This is a genomic window from Pseudomonas anuradhapurensis (genome assembly GCF_014269225.2).
GTDB classification, from domain to species: Bacteria; Pseudomonadota; Gammaproteobacteria; order Pseudomonadales; family Pseudomonadaceae; genus Aquipseudomonas; species Aquipseudomonas anuradhapurensis.
In genome coordinates this window covers 1,774,232-1,789,436 of record NZ_CP077097.1, presented here as the reverse complement: position 1 = coordinate 1,789,436, position 15,205 = coordinate 1,774,232, and the positions used below count along the sequence as shown (strand labels likewise).

The window sequence follows — 15,205 nt, the reverse complement described above, 5'->3', positions numbered from 1 at the left end:
CATCACCCATTGTTGAAATTGTGCGGATGCGCTGGTTGCGATTGTGCAGGTCTGGATAACGCCTGGGCTTACCCCGCCAACCTGCGGAATGTAGGGGCGTAGACGAACCCTGAGAAGAGCCGCCGGGCGGTTCGCACCACCGAGGCCTGGATCGTCTTGCCATCGGCACCGCTGCGCGACAGCGCGACATCGATGCCGCCGCTCGGGTGTTCCAGGCGCACCTCGGTGAGTTGCCCGGCACCCTCGCCCAGCAGGTCGCCGATCACCGTACCGGGGCTGACGCAGGCAGTCGCCAGCCCTACCGCGCCGGTGATGGCCAGGGCGCGATGGCAGTTGTGCGGCATGAAGTAGCGAACCTGCACGGTGCCGTCGTAGCGCGGTTTGGACACCAGCACCGGCTTGGGAATCACCATGCCACTGACATCCCCCAGGCCCATGGCCTTGCCGGCCTTCAGGCGCAACGCCTCGAGGCGTGCGAGCAGCGCGCCGTTGGCGTCGAGTTCAGCCGGGGTTTCCGCGCCGCTGACCCCCAGTTCGCTGGCCTGCACCACCATCATTGGCATGGCCATGTCGATGCAGGTGACCGGCACACCATCGATCACATCCTTGGCCTGGCCGGTGGGGAACAGCTTGCCGGTCTTGCTGCCGACCGCATCGAGGAAGGTCAGGTGCACCGGGGCGGCAGTGCCCGGTACGCCGTCGATCGCCGTACGGCCTTCGTAGCGCACGATACCGCCGGGGGTTTCCACCAGCGAATTGACGAAGGTGCCAGTGTTGAGGTTGCGAATACGCACCAACGTCTTGCCGTCCTGGCCTTTGACCAGGCCTTGCTCGATGGCGAACGGGCCCACGGCGCACAGCATGTTGCCGCAGTTCGGGGCTGTGTCGACCCGGCGTTGGGCGACCATGACCTGGACGAACAGGTAGTCGACGTCGGCGTCGGCATGCAACGACGGGCTGATGATGGCGACCTTGCTGGTCTGCGGGCTGCCGCCACCAATGCCGTCGATTTCCAGTTCGTGGCCGGAGCCCATCAGGTTGATCAGCAATTCGTCGCGCTCGACCACATTGGCAGGCAGGTCCCAGGCGTGGAAGAACGGCCCCTTGGAGGTGCCACCGCGCATGAGTACGCAAGGAATTCGTTGCATGATTTCGCACTCTTGTTGATCAATGGACATCATTGATGCTGTGGGCAAAAGAGTGACAGGGATGGATAAATCAATCCAATGCAAATATCGTAGTCATTATTGCCTTTCACAAAACAATCCTCCGTCGCACGGGCTGTGGTTTATTTATGGAATATGAGCTGCAAGACATCCGATCTTTCGTGAAAATCGCCGAACTCGGCAGCTTCCATGAAGCCGCCGAAGCACTGCACTTGTCGCAACCGGCCCTGAGTCGGCGGATCAAGAAGCTGGAAGAAGGGCTGGGTACATCGTTGCTGGAACGCACCACCCGTCGGGTCAGCCTGACCAGTGTCGGGCGCGACTTCCTGCCCAAGGCCAGGCGGCTGCTGGATGATTTCGAGGACTCGATCCTCAGCATCCGCGAACTGGCAGAGCGCCAGACCGGCCAGGTCACCCTCGCCTGCATTCCCACGGCCGCGTTCTACTTCCTGCCGTCGGTGATTCGCGACTACAACGAGCAGTACCCGAAAATCCGTATCCGCCTGCTCGACCTCAGCGCCAATGATGGGCTGGAAGCCGTGCTGCGCGGCGAAGCCGACTTCGGCATCAACATGATGAGCGGGCAACACCCGGACATCGAATTCGTCTCGCTGGTGCAGGAGCACTTTGTCCTGGCCTGCCGGCGTGACCACAAACTGGCGGGGCGTGAGGCCGTTACCTGGGCCGAGCTTGCCGACTACCGGCTGATCGGCGTTGGCCGCCTGAGCGGCAACCGCATGCTGCTCGACCATGCCCTCTCCGGCCTCAACCTGCGCCCCAAGTGGTTCTACGAGGTGCAGCACCTGTCCACCTCGCTGGGGATGGTCGAGGCCGGGCTGGGGGTATCCGCCATGCCCAGCCTGGCCATGCCCAGTGCCGACCACCCGACGCTGGTCAGCGTGCCGCTGATCGAACCCCAGGTAACGCGCACCCTGGGCCTGGTGTACCGCCGCGGCGCGTCGCTGTCGCCTGCCGCGGAAAAGTTCGTTTCGATCCTCCTGGAAAAGTGGCCCAACCGCTGAACGAGGGCGGCCACCAGGCCGATGCCCAACCCGGAAAAACACCAGCGTCGTGCCCATGCTTCAGTCCCCACCCAGGCCATGCGGGTCGGGCCGGCGTTTCTCGATGGCGAACTTCAGCAACGCGGCGCTGCGGAACAGGCCGTGGGCGAACTTGCCGTACGGCAGCGTGAGGAACAGCGCCATCACCGTGCCCAGGTGGATGGCCAGCAGAATGGCCATGGCCCCGCTGTCACGCAGCGCCAGCAGTGCCAGCCCGGTGACGCTGACCAGCAACAGCAGCAGGATGAACGCCCGGTCCATCGGCCTTTGCCGAGCATCGCCGTGTTCCGGCGCCCGGCGCAGGTTCAGCGCCAGCAGCCCGACCGGGCCGATGACCAGGCCACCCCCACCGACCGTGCCCAGCAGCACCGGCAGGCTCAGCACCGGGTAAGGCGCTGCCAGGCCGAGCAGGTAGTGATAACCGGTGGCGACCAGCGTGGCCGCGAAGCACAGCAGGAAGCCGTAGAAGGTCAGATGATGGAAGCGCCGACGCCAGAGCGTGTAGCGATCGTCCTCATTGTTGCAACCCTGGCCATGACCTCCGTCGAGGTACTTGAGTGTCAGTACTGCCGCCGAAGCCTCGAGCACAGCGCCATCGACCGGCGCTGCCTGGCGCTCGGCGGGCGATACCTGGCGCCAGAAGCGCCGCACCGCCACCGCCAGCGCCACGCCGGCAAGGCTGAAGACGCTACCGAACAACAGCGCCAGGGTGTTGTGCGGGAACACCGCATAGAAGTCACCCGCCAACCGACCCGGCAGCAAGGTGCCATTGACCACCAGGGCCAGCAGCAAGAACAGCGACAGCGCCACGGCCAGCGCGCCGGCGACATAGGCACCATTGTGCCGGTACAACCGGCCGAACGCCGCCGGCCAGGCATAGTCGGCGTAGGTCTGGCCGCGCACCTTGGCCATGGCCTGTGGCACGTTGACGGCGAACTCATGGGGCGCGGCATACTGGCAGGCGTGCAGGCAGGCACCGCAGTTGTGGCACAGGTTGGCCAGGTAATGAATATCGGCCTTGCCGAAGGTCAGCCGGCGGGTCATCGCCGGGAACACGGCGCAAAACCCTTCACAATAGCGACAGGCGTTGCAGATGCTCATCTGCCGCTGCACGTCCTGCTCGTCCAGGTTCAGCAACGGGATCAGTTCGGGGCCGCTTGCGGCAGGCTGGTACTGGCGGGGTTCAGGCAGTTGCGCGGTCATGGCGGGCCTCGTCTGGGGATGAAATGCGCTCGGCAGCGGCAGCGGCGCGGGTGCCGGCAATACGGCCGAAGGCGGTGCCGATGGACATGCCGACCCCGGCGGTGTAGCCCTTGCCGAGTACGTTGCCGGCCATCATTTCACCGGCCACGAACAGGTTCGGGCTGCGCCGACCGGCGAAGTGCACGGCGGCGCTCTCGTCGGTGCGCAGGCCCAGGTAGGTGAAGGTGACACCAGGGCGCAACGGGTAGCCGTAGAAAGGTGGCGTATCGATAGGCAGGGCCCAGTGGCTCTTGGCCGGGGTGATACCGACGGTGTGGCAGTCGTCCAGCCGGGTATGGTCGAAGGTGCCGGGCTGGCAGGCGCGGTTGTAGGCCTGCACGCTGTCCACGAAGGCCGCCGGCGGCAGCCCAAGCAGGCCCGCCAGTTCTTCCAGGGTATTGGCGGCGGTGCCCGGAAACACCGGCGGCATGAACCGGCCCAGGGCCTTCTGGTCGATGATGGAAAACCCGACCTGGCCCGGCTGATGGGCCACCAGGCGCCCCCAGATCGCGTAGCGTTTGGGCCAGAAGTCTTCGCCCTCATCGTAGAAGCGCCGCCCGTCGCGATTGACCACCACCCCCAGCGACACGCAGTCGATGCGGGTGCAGATGCCGCCGTCGTACAGCGGCGCGCGGGCATCGATGGCCACCATGTGTGCCTGGGTCGGGTCACCGATGGTGTCGGCGCCCAGGTCGATCATGCGCCGCAGCAGCACGCCGTCATTGAAGCGGGTACCACGCACCAGGAAGTTGTCCGCCGGCCATTCGCCGCGTTGGTTCTGCCCCCAGGCCTCACGCAGCCAGCTGCGGTTGGATTCGAAGCCACCGGCGGCCAGCACGCAGCTGCGTGCCTGGATACGTTCGGCCGGCAACTGCCGCCCGCCTACCTCGCGCGCCGGTACATGGGCGGCGACGAAATGGTCGCCGTGCAGCTCGATGTCGCACACCGGGGTGTCGTAGCGAACCTGCACGCCCAGGCGTTCGGCGCTGCGGAAATAGGCATTGACCAACGCCTTGCCGCCGCCCATGAAAAACGCATTGGTACGTGCCGTGTGCAAGGCACCGGACAACGACGGCTGGAAGTGCACACCGTGGCGCCGCATCCAGTCGCGGCAATCGGACGACGCCCTGATCACCAGCCGCGCCAGTTTTTCGTTGGTCTGGCCGTCGGTGACCTTGAGCAGGTCTTGCCAGAACTCTTCTTCCGGGTATGCATCGACCAGCACATCCTGCGGTGCATCGTGCATGCACCGCAGGTTGCGGGTGTGTTGCGAGTTGCCACCTCGCCAGGCACGCGGCGCGGCCTCCAGCAGCAGCACGCTGGCGCCGGCCTCACGGGCCATCAACGCAGCGCACAGGGCGGCGTTGCCACCGCCAATGACAAGCACATCGATCATTTTGCCTCCAGGTCTCGAGGAGCCAGAACGGTCGGTGTGCTCCTCGCGGACCACGGAATCTAATGACACCGCGCGGGTGACGAAACGCGATCAGCGGGGGTAGGTGTTCAGTTTTTCTAAAGGGTGGCGCCGCGGCAGGCCCTGGTCAGAGCAGTCGCGCGCCCGGCCATTTGCCGTGGGCGACCAAGTCGCGGGCCACTTCATGCAGCACGATCCGGGTCGCCAATGCTGCTGGCGAGAGCTCGTCTTCACCCAGGCTCACCACCAGGTTGCGGCGCTGCGCCTGGGCATCGTCGATGGCGAATACCCGCACGCCGGCCTGGGCTGCCCGGGCTACCGCAGCACCGGGTTGCAGGGTGGCGGCGTGGCCGGCGGCCACGCAATCCATGAGCAGCGACAAGCCGTCGACCTCCATGACGATGTCGGCTTCCAGCCCGGCCCGGGCCAGGATCGCCTGCAAGGTCGAGCGCAGGCCGTGCTGGGTACTAGGCATCACCAGCGGCAGCGTGGCGATCTGCTGCAGGGTCAGCGCTTCGCCCCAGCCCTCCTGCACCAGGCGCTGCGGCACCAGGGCGAACAAGCGCTCCTGCAGCAGCGGGCGCACCTCCAGCCGCGCCCCTGCTTCCGCCTGGAACAACACCGCCAGGTCCAGGTGCCGGGCGTTGAGCTGGCTCAGCAGATAGCCCGATAGCATTTCCACCAGGTGCAGGTGGATGTCCGGATAGCGCTGACGCATCCGCTCGATCAGAGCAAGGCCCAGCACCGATGCGGTGGTCGGCGCCAGGCCGACGCTGACATAGCCGCTCATGCGCCCGCTCTGCGCCGCCAGCATGGCGTGTTCGGCCTGGCGCAGCGCCAGCCGCGCGTGGTATTCGAAGGCCAGGCCCGCCGCTGTCGGCGTAACACCGGTACTCGAGCGGGTCAGCAGGCGGGTACTCAGCTCGCTTTCCAGCTTCGACAGCTGCTGGCTCAGGGCGGACGCGCCCACCCCGAGCTCGAGCGCGGCCCTGCCCAGGCTGCCGTGCTCCAGCACACTCAAAAAATAGCGAAACTGGCGTAACTCCACATTGACCTCGCGATGCCCCTGCCCTGCCCGCATTGTACGCAGGATCGGCGCCTGTCCGCGGCCTACTTGTCGCTCGGGGTGACCAGTACCGTCTCGTTGCTGTCGAGCACGAACACCGCCATCAGCTTGGCAGGCTTGCTGTCGCTGGCGTTGGCGCTGACGCCGTGGAACGCGCCCGGGGCCTCGTACCAGTTCTCGCCGGGCTTGTAGACCTTGGCAGGCTCGCCATTGACGCTGCTGCGTACTTCACCTTCGAGCACGGTGGCGTAAATGAAGGCGGAATTCGGGTGGCGGTGCGCGGGTGACGCAGCGCCCGGCGCGTAGTCGACGATGACCCCGCGCATGCTCTTGCCTGGCACGTTCGGCAATGGCTTGTCGAACACCACGGTGACCTTGCTCAGCGGGCGTTCGGCGGCGATTGCCGGGGTAATGGCCAGCACGCTGAACGCGGCGGCCAGGAGGGTGCGATTGAACATGCTGGTGCTCCTTGGTTGACGGGTGGGGGCTGGGCGACTCACTGGCGCGCCAGCCAGTCTTCGAAACGGATGGTGCCAAGCCGCGCGCCGCTGCCGGGGGTGAGTGCCTTGTCGTCGAGCTCGGCGCCGAAATAGCGGGCGTGCACGTCGGCCACCACCTTGCGGTTGTCGCCACGCAGGCGCAGCAAGCGGCGCACCAGTTCGTCCATCGGCAGTGCCTCCGGCCCGGCCACCTCCAGCGTAGCGTTGGCCGCGGGTGCCAGGGCCACGTCGATCAGTGCCGCCACCACGTCATCGGAAGCCAGCGGCTGGAACAGCGCCGGCGACAGGTGGACTTCGTCACCGACAGTACCCGCCTGGGCGATGCCTTCGACGAACTCGAAGAACTGCGTGGCCCGCAACACGGTGTACGGCAACGCCGAGTCCTTGATCAGCGCCTCCTGGGCGACCTTGGCGCGGAAGTAGCCGTTATCCGGCAGGCGCTCGGTACCGACGATCGACAACGCCACATGGTGCTTCACCCCAGCGGCTTTCTCGGCCGCCAGCAGGTTGCGCGTGGACGTCTCGAAGAACTCCAGTACCGCCTGGTCCTCCCAGGACGGGGCGTTGGCCACGTCCACCACCACATCCGCACCATCCATCGCCTCGGCCAGGCCCTCGCGGGTGATGCTGTTGACCCCGGTGCTCGGCGCTGCCGCGACGGCCTGGTGGCCGCGCTCACGCAGGCCGTTGACCAGCTTCGAACCAATGAGGCCGGTGCCTCCGATGACCACGATTTTCATTGGGCTGTCTCCGCATGCACGACCGCAACCATTGCTGTCGTCTGGCTGCAGCATGCGCCGCCTGGTACAGCCAGTCCTTGTTCGCGGGCTGGATTTGCCTCCACGCAGGCTGTAATTTGCGTCCAAACTATTCAATCCGGGCGCAGGCCAGTACTGCCGCCTGGGCTGCTGCCGTATCATCGACCGATACCTGAAACCAGGCGCCTCGGCCACCAGGCCCAGGGCGTGCGAGGGATGCCACGTGCCATTCGTGTTTGACGACTATCAGCTCGACGAGCAGCGCCGGGAACTGACCCGCCAGGGCCAGGCCGTGGCCATCGGCCCGCAGGTGTTCGACCTGCTGGTACAACTGGTCAGCCACCGCGACCGGGTGCTGGGCCGCGACGAATTGCTGGCACGGGTGTGGAACGGCAAGGTGGTCTCCGAATCGACCATCACCAGCCACATCAACGCCGTGCGCAAAGCCATCGGCGACTCCGGCGAGGAGCAACGGCTGCTGCGTACCGTGGCGCGCAAGGGCTATCGCTTCGTCGGCGAAGTCCGCGAACCCGCCAGCGCCGCCGCGCAAGCCGTAGCCGCAACGGCGCCGGCCCCCAGCGGGCCCGCGCTGCCGGACAAGCCATCGATCACCGTGCTGCCGTTCCAGAACCTCAGCGGTGACCCCGAGCAGGACTATTTCGCCGATGGCATGGTCGAGGACATCATCGCCGCCCTGTCACGCATCCGCTGGCTGTTCGTCATCGCCCGCAATTCCAGCTTCACCTTCAAGGGCCAGCCCATCGACGTGCAGCAGGTGGGCCAGGCACTGGGCGTGCGCTATGTACTCGAAGGCAGCGTGCGCCGGGCCGGCCAGCGGCTGCGCATCACCGGCCAGCTGATCGACGCCAGCAGCGGCGAGCACCTGTGGGCCGAGCGGTTCGAAGGGTCGCTGGATGATGTGTTCGAGTTGCAGGACCAGGTCACTGAAAGCGTGGTAGGGGCGATCGCGCCGCAGCTGGAGCGGGCCGAGATCGAGCGGGCCAAGCGCAAGCCTACCGCCGACCTTGGCGCCTACGATTTCTACCTGCGCGGCACGGCCAAGCTGCACCACGGCACCCGCGAGGCGATCGCCGAGGCGTTGACGCTGTATTACCACGCCATCGAGCGCGATCCTGAGTTCGCTTCGGCCTATGGCATGGCGGCATGGTGCTACTTCTGGCGCAAGCTCAATGGCTGGATGGACAACCGCGCCGAGGAAATCGCCGAGGGCGCCCGGCTCGCGCGCCTTGCCGTGGCGCTGGGGCGTGACGATGCCGTGGCCCTGACCCGCGGTGGCCATGCCCTTGGCCACCTGACCGGCGACCTGGACGGTGCCATCGCCTTGCTCGACCGGGCACGCCTGCTCAACCCCAACCTGGCGCCGGCCTGGTACCTGGGCGGGGTGTTGCGGGCGCTGCGTGGCGAGACCCAGGCCGCCATCGACAACCTCAGCCATGCCACCCGGCTGAGCCCGCTGGACCCGGAGATGTTCCGCATGCAGGTGGGCATGGCGTTGGCGCACTTCTTTGCCGGGCGCCTGGAGCAAGCGCTGGAGTGGGCGGAAAAATCGTTGGGCAACCTGCCCAACTTGCTGGTGGCGGTAGCCCTGGTCGCCGCCAGCCATGCCCTGAGCGGGCGGATGGACAGCGCCTACCGGGCCATGGCGCGCCTGCGCGAGCAAGACCCGGGGCTGCGTGTAGCGACCTTGCGTGAGTGGTTGCCGATCCATCGCGACGAGGACTTGGCCCGGCTGGCCGAAGGCCTGCAACTGGCCGGGCTGCCAGCCTGACCGGCAAACCGCTTGGCCAGGCACGAGCCACTAGCGGCCTGGGTTCACCCTGCCCAGCCAGTCGCTACGGGTCATCTCCCAGATCTCGACGCGCATTGGCCCGGCAACGAAATCGCCATCGCGCACATCGACCAGGCGCATGCCTTCGTGTTCCGAAACCTTGCGCGACGCTTTGTTGGCTACCGCCTTGGGAACCCGCATGACGGGGCGCGACAAGGTTTCGAACCAATAAGCATTGATGGCCCGGCATGCTTCGCGCATATAGCCTTGGCCCCACCACTGCGGCGCCAGCCAGAATCCGCGGTTGTTTCCAGCCTGGTCATACAGGCTGATGCTGCCGATGATGCGCTCGTCTTCGTCGCGCAGGCGGATCATCCAGTGCCACTCTCGGCCGGCGGCCATCGCAGGCAGGGCGATATCACGCAAATAGGTCAGCGCCCCGTCTGGCGGATACGGCCATGGCACGCGACGGTCGAGGTAGCGCACCACCTCCCATTGGGGAAACAGCGCCTGTATCGCCTGGGCATCCTCCAAGCGCAGCGGCGTCAGCAGCAGACGCTTTGTGAACAAGGTAGCAAGGCCTTCCATGCTTGCGCTCCCGAATATCCTCAGCAATGAGTCATTTTTGAAAGTCGACACCGCGCCTGGCGCGCTCATCGACACTCAACGAAAACACGTCGGGCCGCGAATAATGGCCCACCACATCGAAATCGTAGCGAGCGCGCACCAGCTCCTCCAGGTCGATATCCGCGGTCAACAGCCCCGCTTCACCACGCAGCGGCCCGGCAAGCACGTCGCCCAGCGGCCCGACGATAACACTGTTGCCCTGAATCAGCGGACGCTGCGGATCCCAGCTTGGCACTTCGATGCCCAGTTCACGCGGCGACGGCTGGACCTGACAGGCACTGACCAGGAACATCCGCCCCTCATGCGCGATGTGGCGCATGCTGGCTTGCCAGACATCCCGCTCGTCGACGGTCGGCGCGCACCACACCTGTACCCCTTTTGCGTACATGGCCGTGCGCAGCAGCGGCATGTGGTTCTCCCAGCAGATCGCCGCGCCCAGTTTGCCTGCGGGCGAATCGACCACAGGCAGGGTCGAGCCGTCACCCTGGCCCCAGATCAGGCGCTCGGTGCCCGTCGGCATCAGCTTGCGGTGCTTGGCGACCAACCCGCCCTCTGGCGAGAAGAACAGTGCGGAACAGAACAGGGTGTTGCCGGAGCGTTCGATCACCCCGACCACCAGGTGCGCCCCAGTGCGCTCGGAGAGCGCGGCGAGTTCATCGGTTTCTGCGCCGGGCACGTCAACCGCATTGGCGAAATAGGCCTGGAATGCCTCGCGCCCCTCGGGCAGGCGATAGCCCAGGTAGGTGCCGAAGGTCGCGCCTTTCGGGTAGCCGCCAAGCAGCGCTTCGGGCATCACGACCAGTTTTGCCCCGCTGGCCCTGATCGCTTCCTCGTAGCCGAGGATCGCCTTCAGGGTCTCGGCCTTGCCGTCCGGGTGGGAACCTATCTGCAGTGCTGCAACGGTGGTATGGGCCATGATCGACTGTCTCGTGTGAACGGTGTGGCTGCCATGTTCTGTCGCGACACGTTATTGAACAACACCGCCAGGGCAACATCTGATATGACTGGAATTCATATCGGGTTTCGCCTAGCGTGGCCGCAGTCATTCTTGCAAAGGGCAGTCCCGATCATGAGCAAACTCGACCTCGCCTCGGTGGACCTGAACCTGTTCAAGGTCTTCGAAGCCTTATATGAAGAAGGCGGTGCCGGCCGCGCCGCCATCCGCCTGGGCATTACCCAATCAGCGGTGAGCGCTGCGCTGGCCAGGCTTCGGCGGGTCTTCGGTGATCACTTGTTCGAGCGCACCGGGCGCGGCCTCCAGCCCACGGCAAAAAGCGAGGAACTGCGCCCTGTGATTGCTGCCGCGCTGGACAAGTGTCGCCAAGGCTTGATGTTGGCATTCAACGACGATGCAGCCATCCAGGGGCGCACGATCGCGTTGGGCATGTCGGATGATTTCGAACTGGCGATCGGCAGGCAGTTGATCGATCAGGCGAAAGCCCACGCGCCTGGCATCCGCCTGGTGTTCAAGCAGACCCACAGCTTGCTTGCCAACGATGCCTTGATGAATCGGCAGTTCGACCTGGCGCTGACTTCAGGCGCCGTCGCCTCGAAAGCGCTCGGGCGCCTGGCGCTCGGAACCGGTGGCTACAGCTGCCTTACGGCAACCAGCGCTGCGCCGGTTGCGCTGACCCTTGAGGCTTACCTGGAAAAACGCCATGTCCTGGTTTCTTCAGGCGGTTATGTTGGCGTGGTGGACGAAGTGCTGGCAGCGCAGGCACAGAGCCGCACGGTGGAAGCTTCCACCACGCATTTCGCTGCGCTCCCTGCGCTGTTGCAAGGCAGTGACTGCGTGGCCACCCTGCCGACGCATGCGGCACAGGCGCTGGCGCGGGTGAGCCATGTCGTGTGCCAGCCTTGCCCGATCCACTTGCCGCGGTATTCGATAGAGCTGGGCTGGCGAATCGACAATGCCCGCGACCCCGCGATGCGCCTGATGACGGCCTTGCTGCGCGAGGCCATCGCCCTACTGCCAGGCAGCGGTACAAGGCCGCTTCTGCCTGGGTGAAGCATTGCAGGCATTCACCTTGTGAGAACGGGCACGGCCGGTGCCAGGCTCTACGCCGTCAACCGGCAGAAGTACCTGGCTCAAGAGGAAAAACAACCTTGAATGTCGTACCCAGTTCCGCACTGGACAGTACTTCGATCATGCCCCCATGGCTGGCGACAATCTCGTTGGCAATGAACAAGCCAAGCCCCAGCCCATGCGGCTTTCTACCTTCCATATGGCCCGCCCGGGCCAAACGTGCCTCAGGATTGAACAGATACATCTTGCGGTCTGGAGGAATAGGGTTGCCCCAGTTGTGGATCTCAATCACCGCGCAATTGTTCTCGGTCGTCAGCCGTATCCGAATCGGCGAGCGGTCATCGCCATGCCGTATGGCATTGGCGACCAGGTTCGATACTACCTGGGAAATGCGTGACGGGTCGAAGCTGGCCGGTAATGGCCCTGCCTGCTCGAAGCGCAGGTCTATCTGCGGATAGGCCAGGCTGGTTTCCTTGACGATGGCGGCGCACACGGCGCTGAGTTCACCAGGCTCACGCTGTATGGGTATGCCCAGGCTGAGGTTGCATCGGGCCAGGTCGAGCAAGTCGTTCACCAGGTCGTTGGCACGCCCGACGCTCGTGTAGATCTGGTTCAGCACAGTCTGTTCCCGCGGCCCCAGTTGCTGATTCCTGGCAAGCATACCGGCCCCCATGGTGATGGCGGTCAGCGGTGAACGAAGATCATGGCCGAGTACACCCAGCACCATCTTTCGTGTGGTCTCGACGGCCTTGCCATACGAAGCGATGGATTCGACCAGGGCCTGGTCGATGGCTTCGTTGAAGCGGATGACCTCCGCCACCCGCTCGGGCTGGTCGATCGACATTTCCTGAGCAAGCCACAGGCGCAACACGCTTGATCGAAGGGCCCGATACTCCGACACCATCTGATCCATGCTGAAGCCATCCATCAGGCGCATGACCGCATGGGTTTCCGCCGCGCTTTCGCCCGCTGACGCTGCAGCCAGTCCGTGGGATTTGTCTATTTCCTCCTGCACGGTCTGGCTGGTTTGCATGTCCCGCGCCACGGCCAGGAGAATGTGCGCTGCGTGGTTCCTCAGGCCCGATGTGCTCAGAGCTTCCCTGGGCAGGTCAACCGTTCGGGCGAAGTCCTCCCAAGCCTGGAGGATCCTTTCCATATGCTGAATGATGAACGTAGACAACCGCATGCAGTCATTCCTCCGCTGCTTGACCAGGGCAGTTTTCGATTGGGTGGAATAAGCGTAGCGCTGCAAAGCCGGGTTTTCGAGCCGGGCGACACCTTTCTGGCGCTTGTAGCGCTACCGTCTGGCAGTTTCCCAGCGAATGAAAATGTACGGATTGTTGGTGAACCAGTGTCGGGCGGCGCAGTCATAGCCGGGCCCTTTGACCGGCCTCACTGCCAACCTCCTGCCGAGCTGTCTGCCCCATGCGCCACGCTGCCTGCTGCTCCCGCCTTGTCTCGCTCTGCCTGTTGCCTTTGCTGCCGCTGTTGACCAGCCCCGCCCATGCCAGCGGGGAGCGCCAGCTGGTAGCGGCGATCAACGACTACCGCGCCCAGCCACAGCGCTGCGAGCGGCGCCTGGTTCGGGTCTCGACGCCGTTGGCGCTGAAGGCGAACCTGGCGCTGCCGATCGGCTATGGGGGTGGCTTGCGCGACGGCTTGAAGGCGGTTGGCTATCAGGCAGTGAAGGTGCGGGCTATCCGCCTGGTCGGCGCGCACGATGCCGAGGAGGCCTTCGACATGCTGCGCAGCGACTATTGTGCTGCGTTGCTCGATAGCCAGTATGCCGATATTGGCGTGCGCCGCGCCCGCAATGAGTGGCAAGTGGTGCTGGCGCGCCCGTTGCTGGAGGCGCAACTCGGCGACCGGCGCAGCACGGGCCAGGCGTTGCTGGCCCAGGTCAACGCTGCCCGGGCCAAACCGCGCCTGTGCGGGCGCCAGCGCTTTGCTGCCGCACGCCCGCTGACCTGGAACGCCGCCTTGGGCGCGGCCGCACAGCGCCATAGCCGGGCGATGGCCAACGAAAACTTCTTCGCCCACCGCGACCTCGACGGTGACCTGCCGGCGGACCGGGCGCGGAATGCCGGCTATCGCGGCCGCCAGATCGGCGAAAACATCGCCGCCGGCCAGGGCTCAGCGAGCAAGGCGATGGCAGGCTGGCTGGCCAGCCCGGGGCATTGCGCCAACCTGATGAATCCGATGTTTACCCAGGTGGGGGCGGCATATGCCGAGAATTCGCGTAGCGATGATGGGGTTTACTGGACGATGGTGTTTGGTGCGCCTTGAGAGAGTCGGCCGCAGAAAGAAAGTCGCACGATAGCTGATAAATAGAAGCCTGATGGCACAAAATAAGCAGTTCAAATGGCGTCATGCACAGGGACCTTCAGACAACTCGACAGCAACACAGCAACACAGCAACAACAAGAACAGAAAAGCAACACGAGGAGAACACCTGAGAACTGAAGAAACAGGTAGTTACGCCTGGTGCCGACCGCAGACAAGACAAAACCGGCGTAAGCTCCGGTGCCTGAGAAACGTGGAGTCACTGTGCATGGAGTAAATCACCGCGCCGCATGCTTTCAAGTAACTGATGAACAATTAAAGCAATCAACGCGGAATGTCGTTCAGATGACTCCGTGTAAGTTATTTCTTCAATTCTATTTTCAGCATCGCACAGCAAAGACCTAAACCAGCGCTCCTCATATGCGACAACCTCCTGCTCTGCTTTATATAAAGCAGCTTGCAGGTCGCTCCTAGCCAATCCACCGCTCAGAAATAAGGCGCACGCACGCTCAACAGCCTCAACTGTCTTAGGATAGAGCCACTCAGTCATTCGCTGGCCCTCCGAAGGATCGTAACCACAAGTTTCCCTGAATTCTCAGTTACCACGCCAAACATTTCCACTCCAGTAAACCGTCCTAGGAACCTCATCAACAACGGTATGCACTGGTTGACCTGAGCGGATCACATTTATAGTCGATCTCCGACCTGAGCATAGTTCTTACCTCCCTCTGAAACCTTTGGATAATCCTTCCAGCGCACCAGTACTGAAATAACCGCCAGCGGCCTCAGCGGCCAACCCCGCCCATAACGGCCTGCAGTCCGATCTTGGCCAGACTGCCATCAAGCAAATTCGAGCGGTCTGGCGCGGTCCTATTCACCAGACTGTCCTGCAGGGCCTTTCCCAGCCCGGCGTTCACGCAACGCCCTGTGCAATCAATGCCCACATCGTATTTCGCACTAGGCTCTGTACGAAAAGTCTTGAGACGCAGGTCAGGCAAGGCGAAAACAGCCGAGGAAGCGGAGTGTACTGGAGTACATGAGCATTCCGAGGCTGTTTTCAACGCAGCATGAACAAGTATCAAGGCTTTTCGTACAGAGCCTAAGTACACCGCCCCGCTAGGCTCTGCAGCGGGCGCAACTCTCCACCACCAGCTACTGCATTCGGATAGCAGCGTACGAAAGTACGACGGCGATGACACAACGCTTGCTTATGACACATTGTGTCATTAAGATCGCATTGTGTCCTGACGTCGCCCCGCGCCGCTCAGCCCCT

14 protein-coding genes are annotated in these 15,205 nt (G+C 64.2%); 4 read left to right on the top strand and 10 right to left on the bottom strand.

What is annotated here, in order from left to right:
* Positions 1-68: 68 nt before the first annotated feature.
* On the bottom strand, positions 69-1,148 hold the full coding sequence (locus HU763_RS08340; protein WP_186687438.1) for a 4-oxalomesaconate tautomerase: 1,080 nt from the start codon (positions 1,146-1,148) through the stop codon (positions 69-71).
* Between the two features lie 146 nt (positions 1,149-1,294).
* On the opposite strand from HU763_RS08340, the gene HU763_RS08335 reads away from it, so the two are divergent.
* The gene (locus HU763_RS08335) at positions 1,295-2,188 is read left to right on the top strand and encodes a LysR family transcriptional regulator (RefSeq protein ID WP_186687436.1); all 894 of its coding nucleotides are present in this window, start codon (positions 1,295-1,297) and stop codon (positions 2,186-2,188) included.
* Between the two features lie 60 nt (positions 2,189-2,248).
* On the opposite strand, the gene tcuB is transcribed toward HU763_RS08335, so the two are convergent.
* The 5 genes from tcuB to HU763_RS08310 form a co-directional block, all read right to left on the bottom strand.
* Positions 2,249-3,430 (bottom strand): tricarballylate utilization 4Fe-4S protein TcuB, encoded by a 1,182-nt coding sequence (gene tcuB / locus HU763_RS08330; RefSeq protein ID WP_186687433.1) that lies wholly within the window; start codon positions 3,428-3,430, stop codon positions 2,249-2,251.
* Complete coding sequence (gene tcuA / locus HU763_RS08325) at positions 3,411-4,865, bottom strand: FAD-dependent tricarballylate dehydrogenase TcuA (RefSeq protein ID WP_186687425.1); 1,455 nt, start codon at positions 4,863-4,865, stop codon at positions 3,411-3,413. Before tcuA ends, tcuB begins: the two co-directional genes overlap by 20 nt.
* A gap of 145 nt (positions 4,866-5,010) precedes the next feature.
* Positions 5,011-5,931, bottom strand: a complete 921-nt coding sequence (locus tag HU763_RS08320; protein WP_186687423.1) for a LysR family transcriptional regulator — start codon at positions 5,929-5,931, stop codon at positions 5,011-5,013.
* Positions 5,932-5,993: 62 nt separating this feature from the next.
* Positions 5,994-6,407: a cupin domain-containing protein gene (locus HU763_RS08315; RefSeq protein ID WP_170029028.1), complete on the bottom strand. Its 414-nt coding sequence runs from the start codon at positions 6,405-6,407 to the stop codon at positions 5,994-5,996.
* A gap of 38 nt (positions 6,408-6,445) precedes the next feature.
* Positions 6,446-7,189 (bottom strand): SDR family oxidoreductase, encoded by a 744-nt coding sequence (locus HU763_RS08310; RefSeq protein ID WP_186687421.1) that lies wholly within the window; start codon positions 7,187-7,189, stop codon positions 6,446-6,448.
* 241 nt (positions 7,190-7,430) lie between these two features.
* Between HU763_RS08310 and HU763_RS08305 the strand changes: the two genes are divergently transcribed.
* Positions 7,431-8,996, top strand: coding sequence for a winged helix-turn-helix domain-containing tetratricopeptide repeat protein (locus HU763_RS08305; protein ID WP_186687419.1), 1,566 nt, complete (start codon positions 7,431-7,433; stop codon positions 8,994-8,996).
* Positions 8,997-9,026: 30 nt separating this feature from the next.
* On the opposite strand, the gene HU763_RS08300 is transcribed toward HU763_RS08305, so the two are convergent.
* Together HU763_RS08300 and HU763_RS08295 are read right to left on the bottom strand one after the other, a co-directional pair.
* On the bottom strand, positions 9,027-9,584 hold the full coding sequence (locus HU763_RS08300; RefSeq protein WP_186687417.1) for a GNAT family N-acetyltransferase: 558 nt from the start codon (positions 9,582-9,584) through the stop codon (positions 9,027-9,029).
* Positions 9,585-9,615: 31 nt separating this feature from the next.
* A complete protein-coding gene (locus HU763_RS08295; RefSeq protein ID WP_186687415.1) occupies positions 9,616-10,539 on the bottom strand; it encodes a carbon-nitrogen hydrolase family protein in 924 nt (307 codons plus the stop codon).
* Positions 10,540-10,692: 153 nt separating this feature from the next.
* Between HU763_RS08295 and HU763_RS08290 the strand changes: the two genes are divergently transcribed.
* Positions 10,693-11,631 (top strand): LysR family transcriptional regulator, encoded by a 939-nt coding sequence (locus HU763_RS08290; RefSeq protein ID WP_186687413.1) that lies wholly within the window; start codon positions 10,693-10,695, stop codon positions 11,629-11,631.
* A 58-nt stretch (positions 11,632-11,689) separates the two neighbouring features.
* Here the strand turns inward: HU763_RS08290 and HU763_RS08285 are convergent, their stop codons facing one another.
* Positions 11,690-12,835 carry a sensor histidine kinase gene (locus HU763_RS08285; protein WP_186687411.1) on the bottom strand — a complete coding sequence of 382 codons (1,146 nt, stop codon included), beginning with the start codon at positions 12,833-12,835 and terminating at the stop codon, positions 11,690-11,692.
* 239 nt (positions 12,836-13,074) lie between these two features.
* Here HU763_RS08285 and HU763_RS08280 point away from each other — a divergent pair, with 239 nt between their 5' ends.
* Entirely contained in the window at positions 13,075-13,935 is an 861-nt protein-coding gene (locus HU763_RS08280; RefSeq protein ID WP_186687410.1) for a CAP domain-containing protein, read from the top strand.
* Between the two features lie 256 nt (positions 13,936-14,191).
* On the opposite strand, the gene HU763_RS08275 is transcribed toward HU763_RS08280, so the two are convergent.
* Positions 14,192-14,482: a hypothetical protein gene (locus tag HU763_RS08275; RefSeq protein WP_186687407.1), complete on the bottom strand. Its 291-nt coding sequence runs from the start codon at positions 14,480-14,482 to the stop codon at positions 14,192-14,194.
* Positions 14,483-15,205: the final 723 nt, after the last annotated feature.

Bases quoted from the DNA above. Each gene is read 5' to 3' on its own strand.
- HU763_RS08290 (WP_186687413.1), top strand. From the start codon at position 10,693: ATGAGCAAACTCGACCTCGCCTCGGTGGACCTGAACCTGTTCAAGGTC.
- HU763_RS08340 (WP_186687438.1), bottom strand. From the start codon at position 1,148: ATGCAACGAATTCCTTGCGTACTCATGCGCGGTGGCACCTCCAAGGGG.
- HU763_RS08295 (WP_186687415.1), bottom strand. From the start codon at position 10,539: ATGGCCCATACCACCGTTGCAGCACTGCAGATAGGTTCCCACCCGGAC.
- tcuB (WP_186687433.1), bottom strand. From the start codon at position 3,430: ATGACCGCGCAACTGCCTGAACCCCGCCAGTACCAGCCTGCCGCAAGC.
- HU763_RS08300 (WP_186687417.1), bottom strand. From the start codon at position 9,584: ATGGAAGGCCTTGCTACCTTGTTCACAAAGCGTCTGCTGCTGACGCCG.
- HU763_RS08315 (WP_170029028.1), bottom strand. From the start codon at position 6,407: ATGTTCAATCGCACCCTCCTGGCCGCCGCGTTCAGCGTGCTGGCCATT.
- HU763_RS08335 (WP_186687436.1), top strand. From the start codon at position 1,295: ATGGAATATGAGCTGCAAGACATCCGATCTTTCGTGAAAATCGCCGAA.
- tcuA (WP_186687425.1), bottom strand. From the start codon at position 4,865: ATGATCGATGTGCTTGTCATTGGCGGTGGCAACGCCGCCCTGTGCGCT.
- HU763_RS08280 (WP_186687410.1), top strand. From the start codon at position 13,075: ATGCGCCACGCTGCCTGCTGCTCCCGCCTTGTCTCGCTCTGCCTGTTG.
- HU763_RS08285 (WP_186687411.1), bottom strand. From the start codon at position 12,835: ATGCGGTTGTCTACGTTCATCATTCAGCATATGGAAAGGATCCTCCAG.
- HU763_RS08310 (WP_186687421.1), bottom strand. From the start codon at position 7,189: ATGAAAATCGTGGTCATCGGAGGCACCGGCCTCATTGGTTCGAAGCTG.
- HU763_RS08275 (WP_186687407.1), bottom strand. From the start codon at position 14,482: ATGACTGAGTGGCTCTATCCTAAGACAGTTGAGGCTGTTGAGCGTGCG.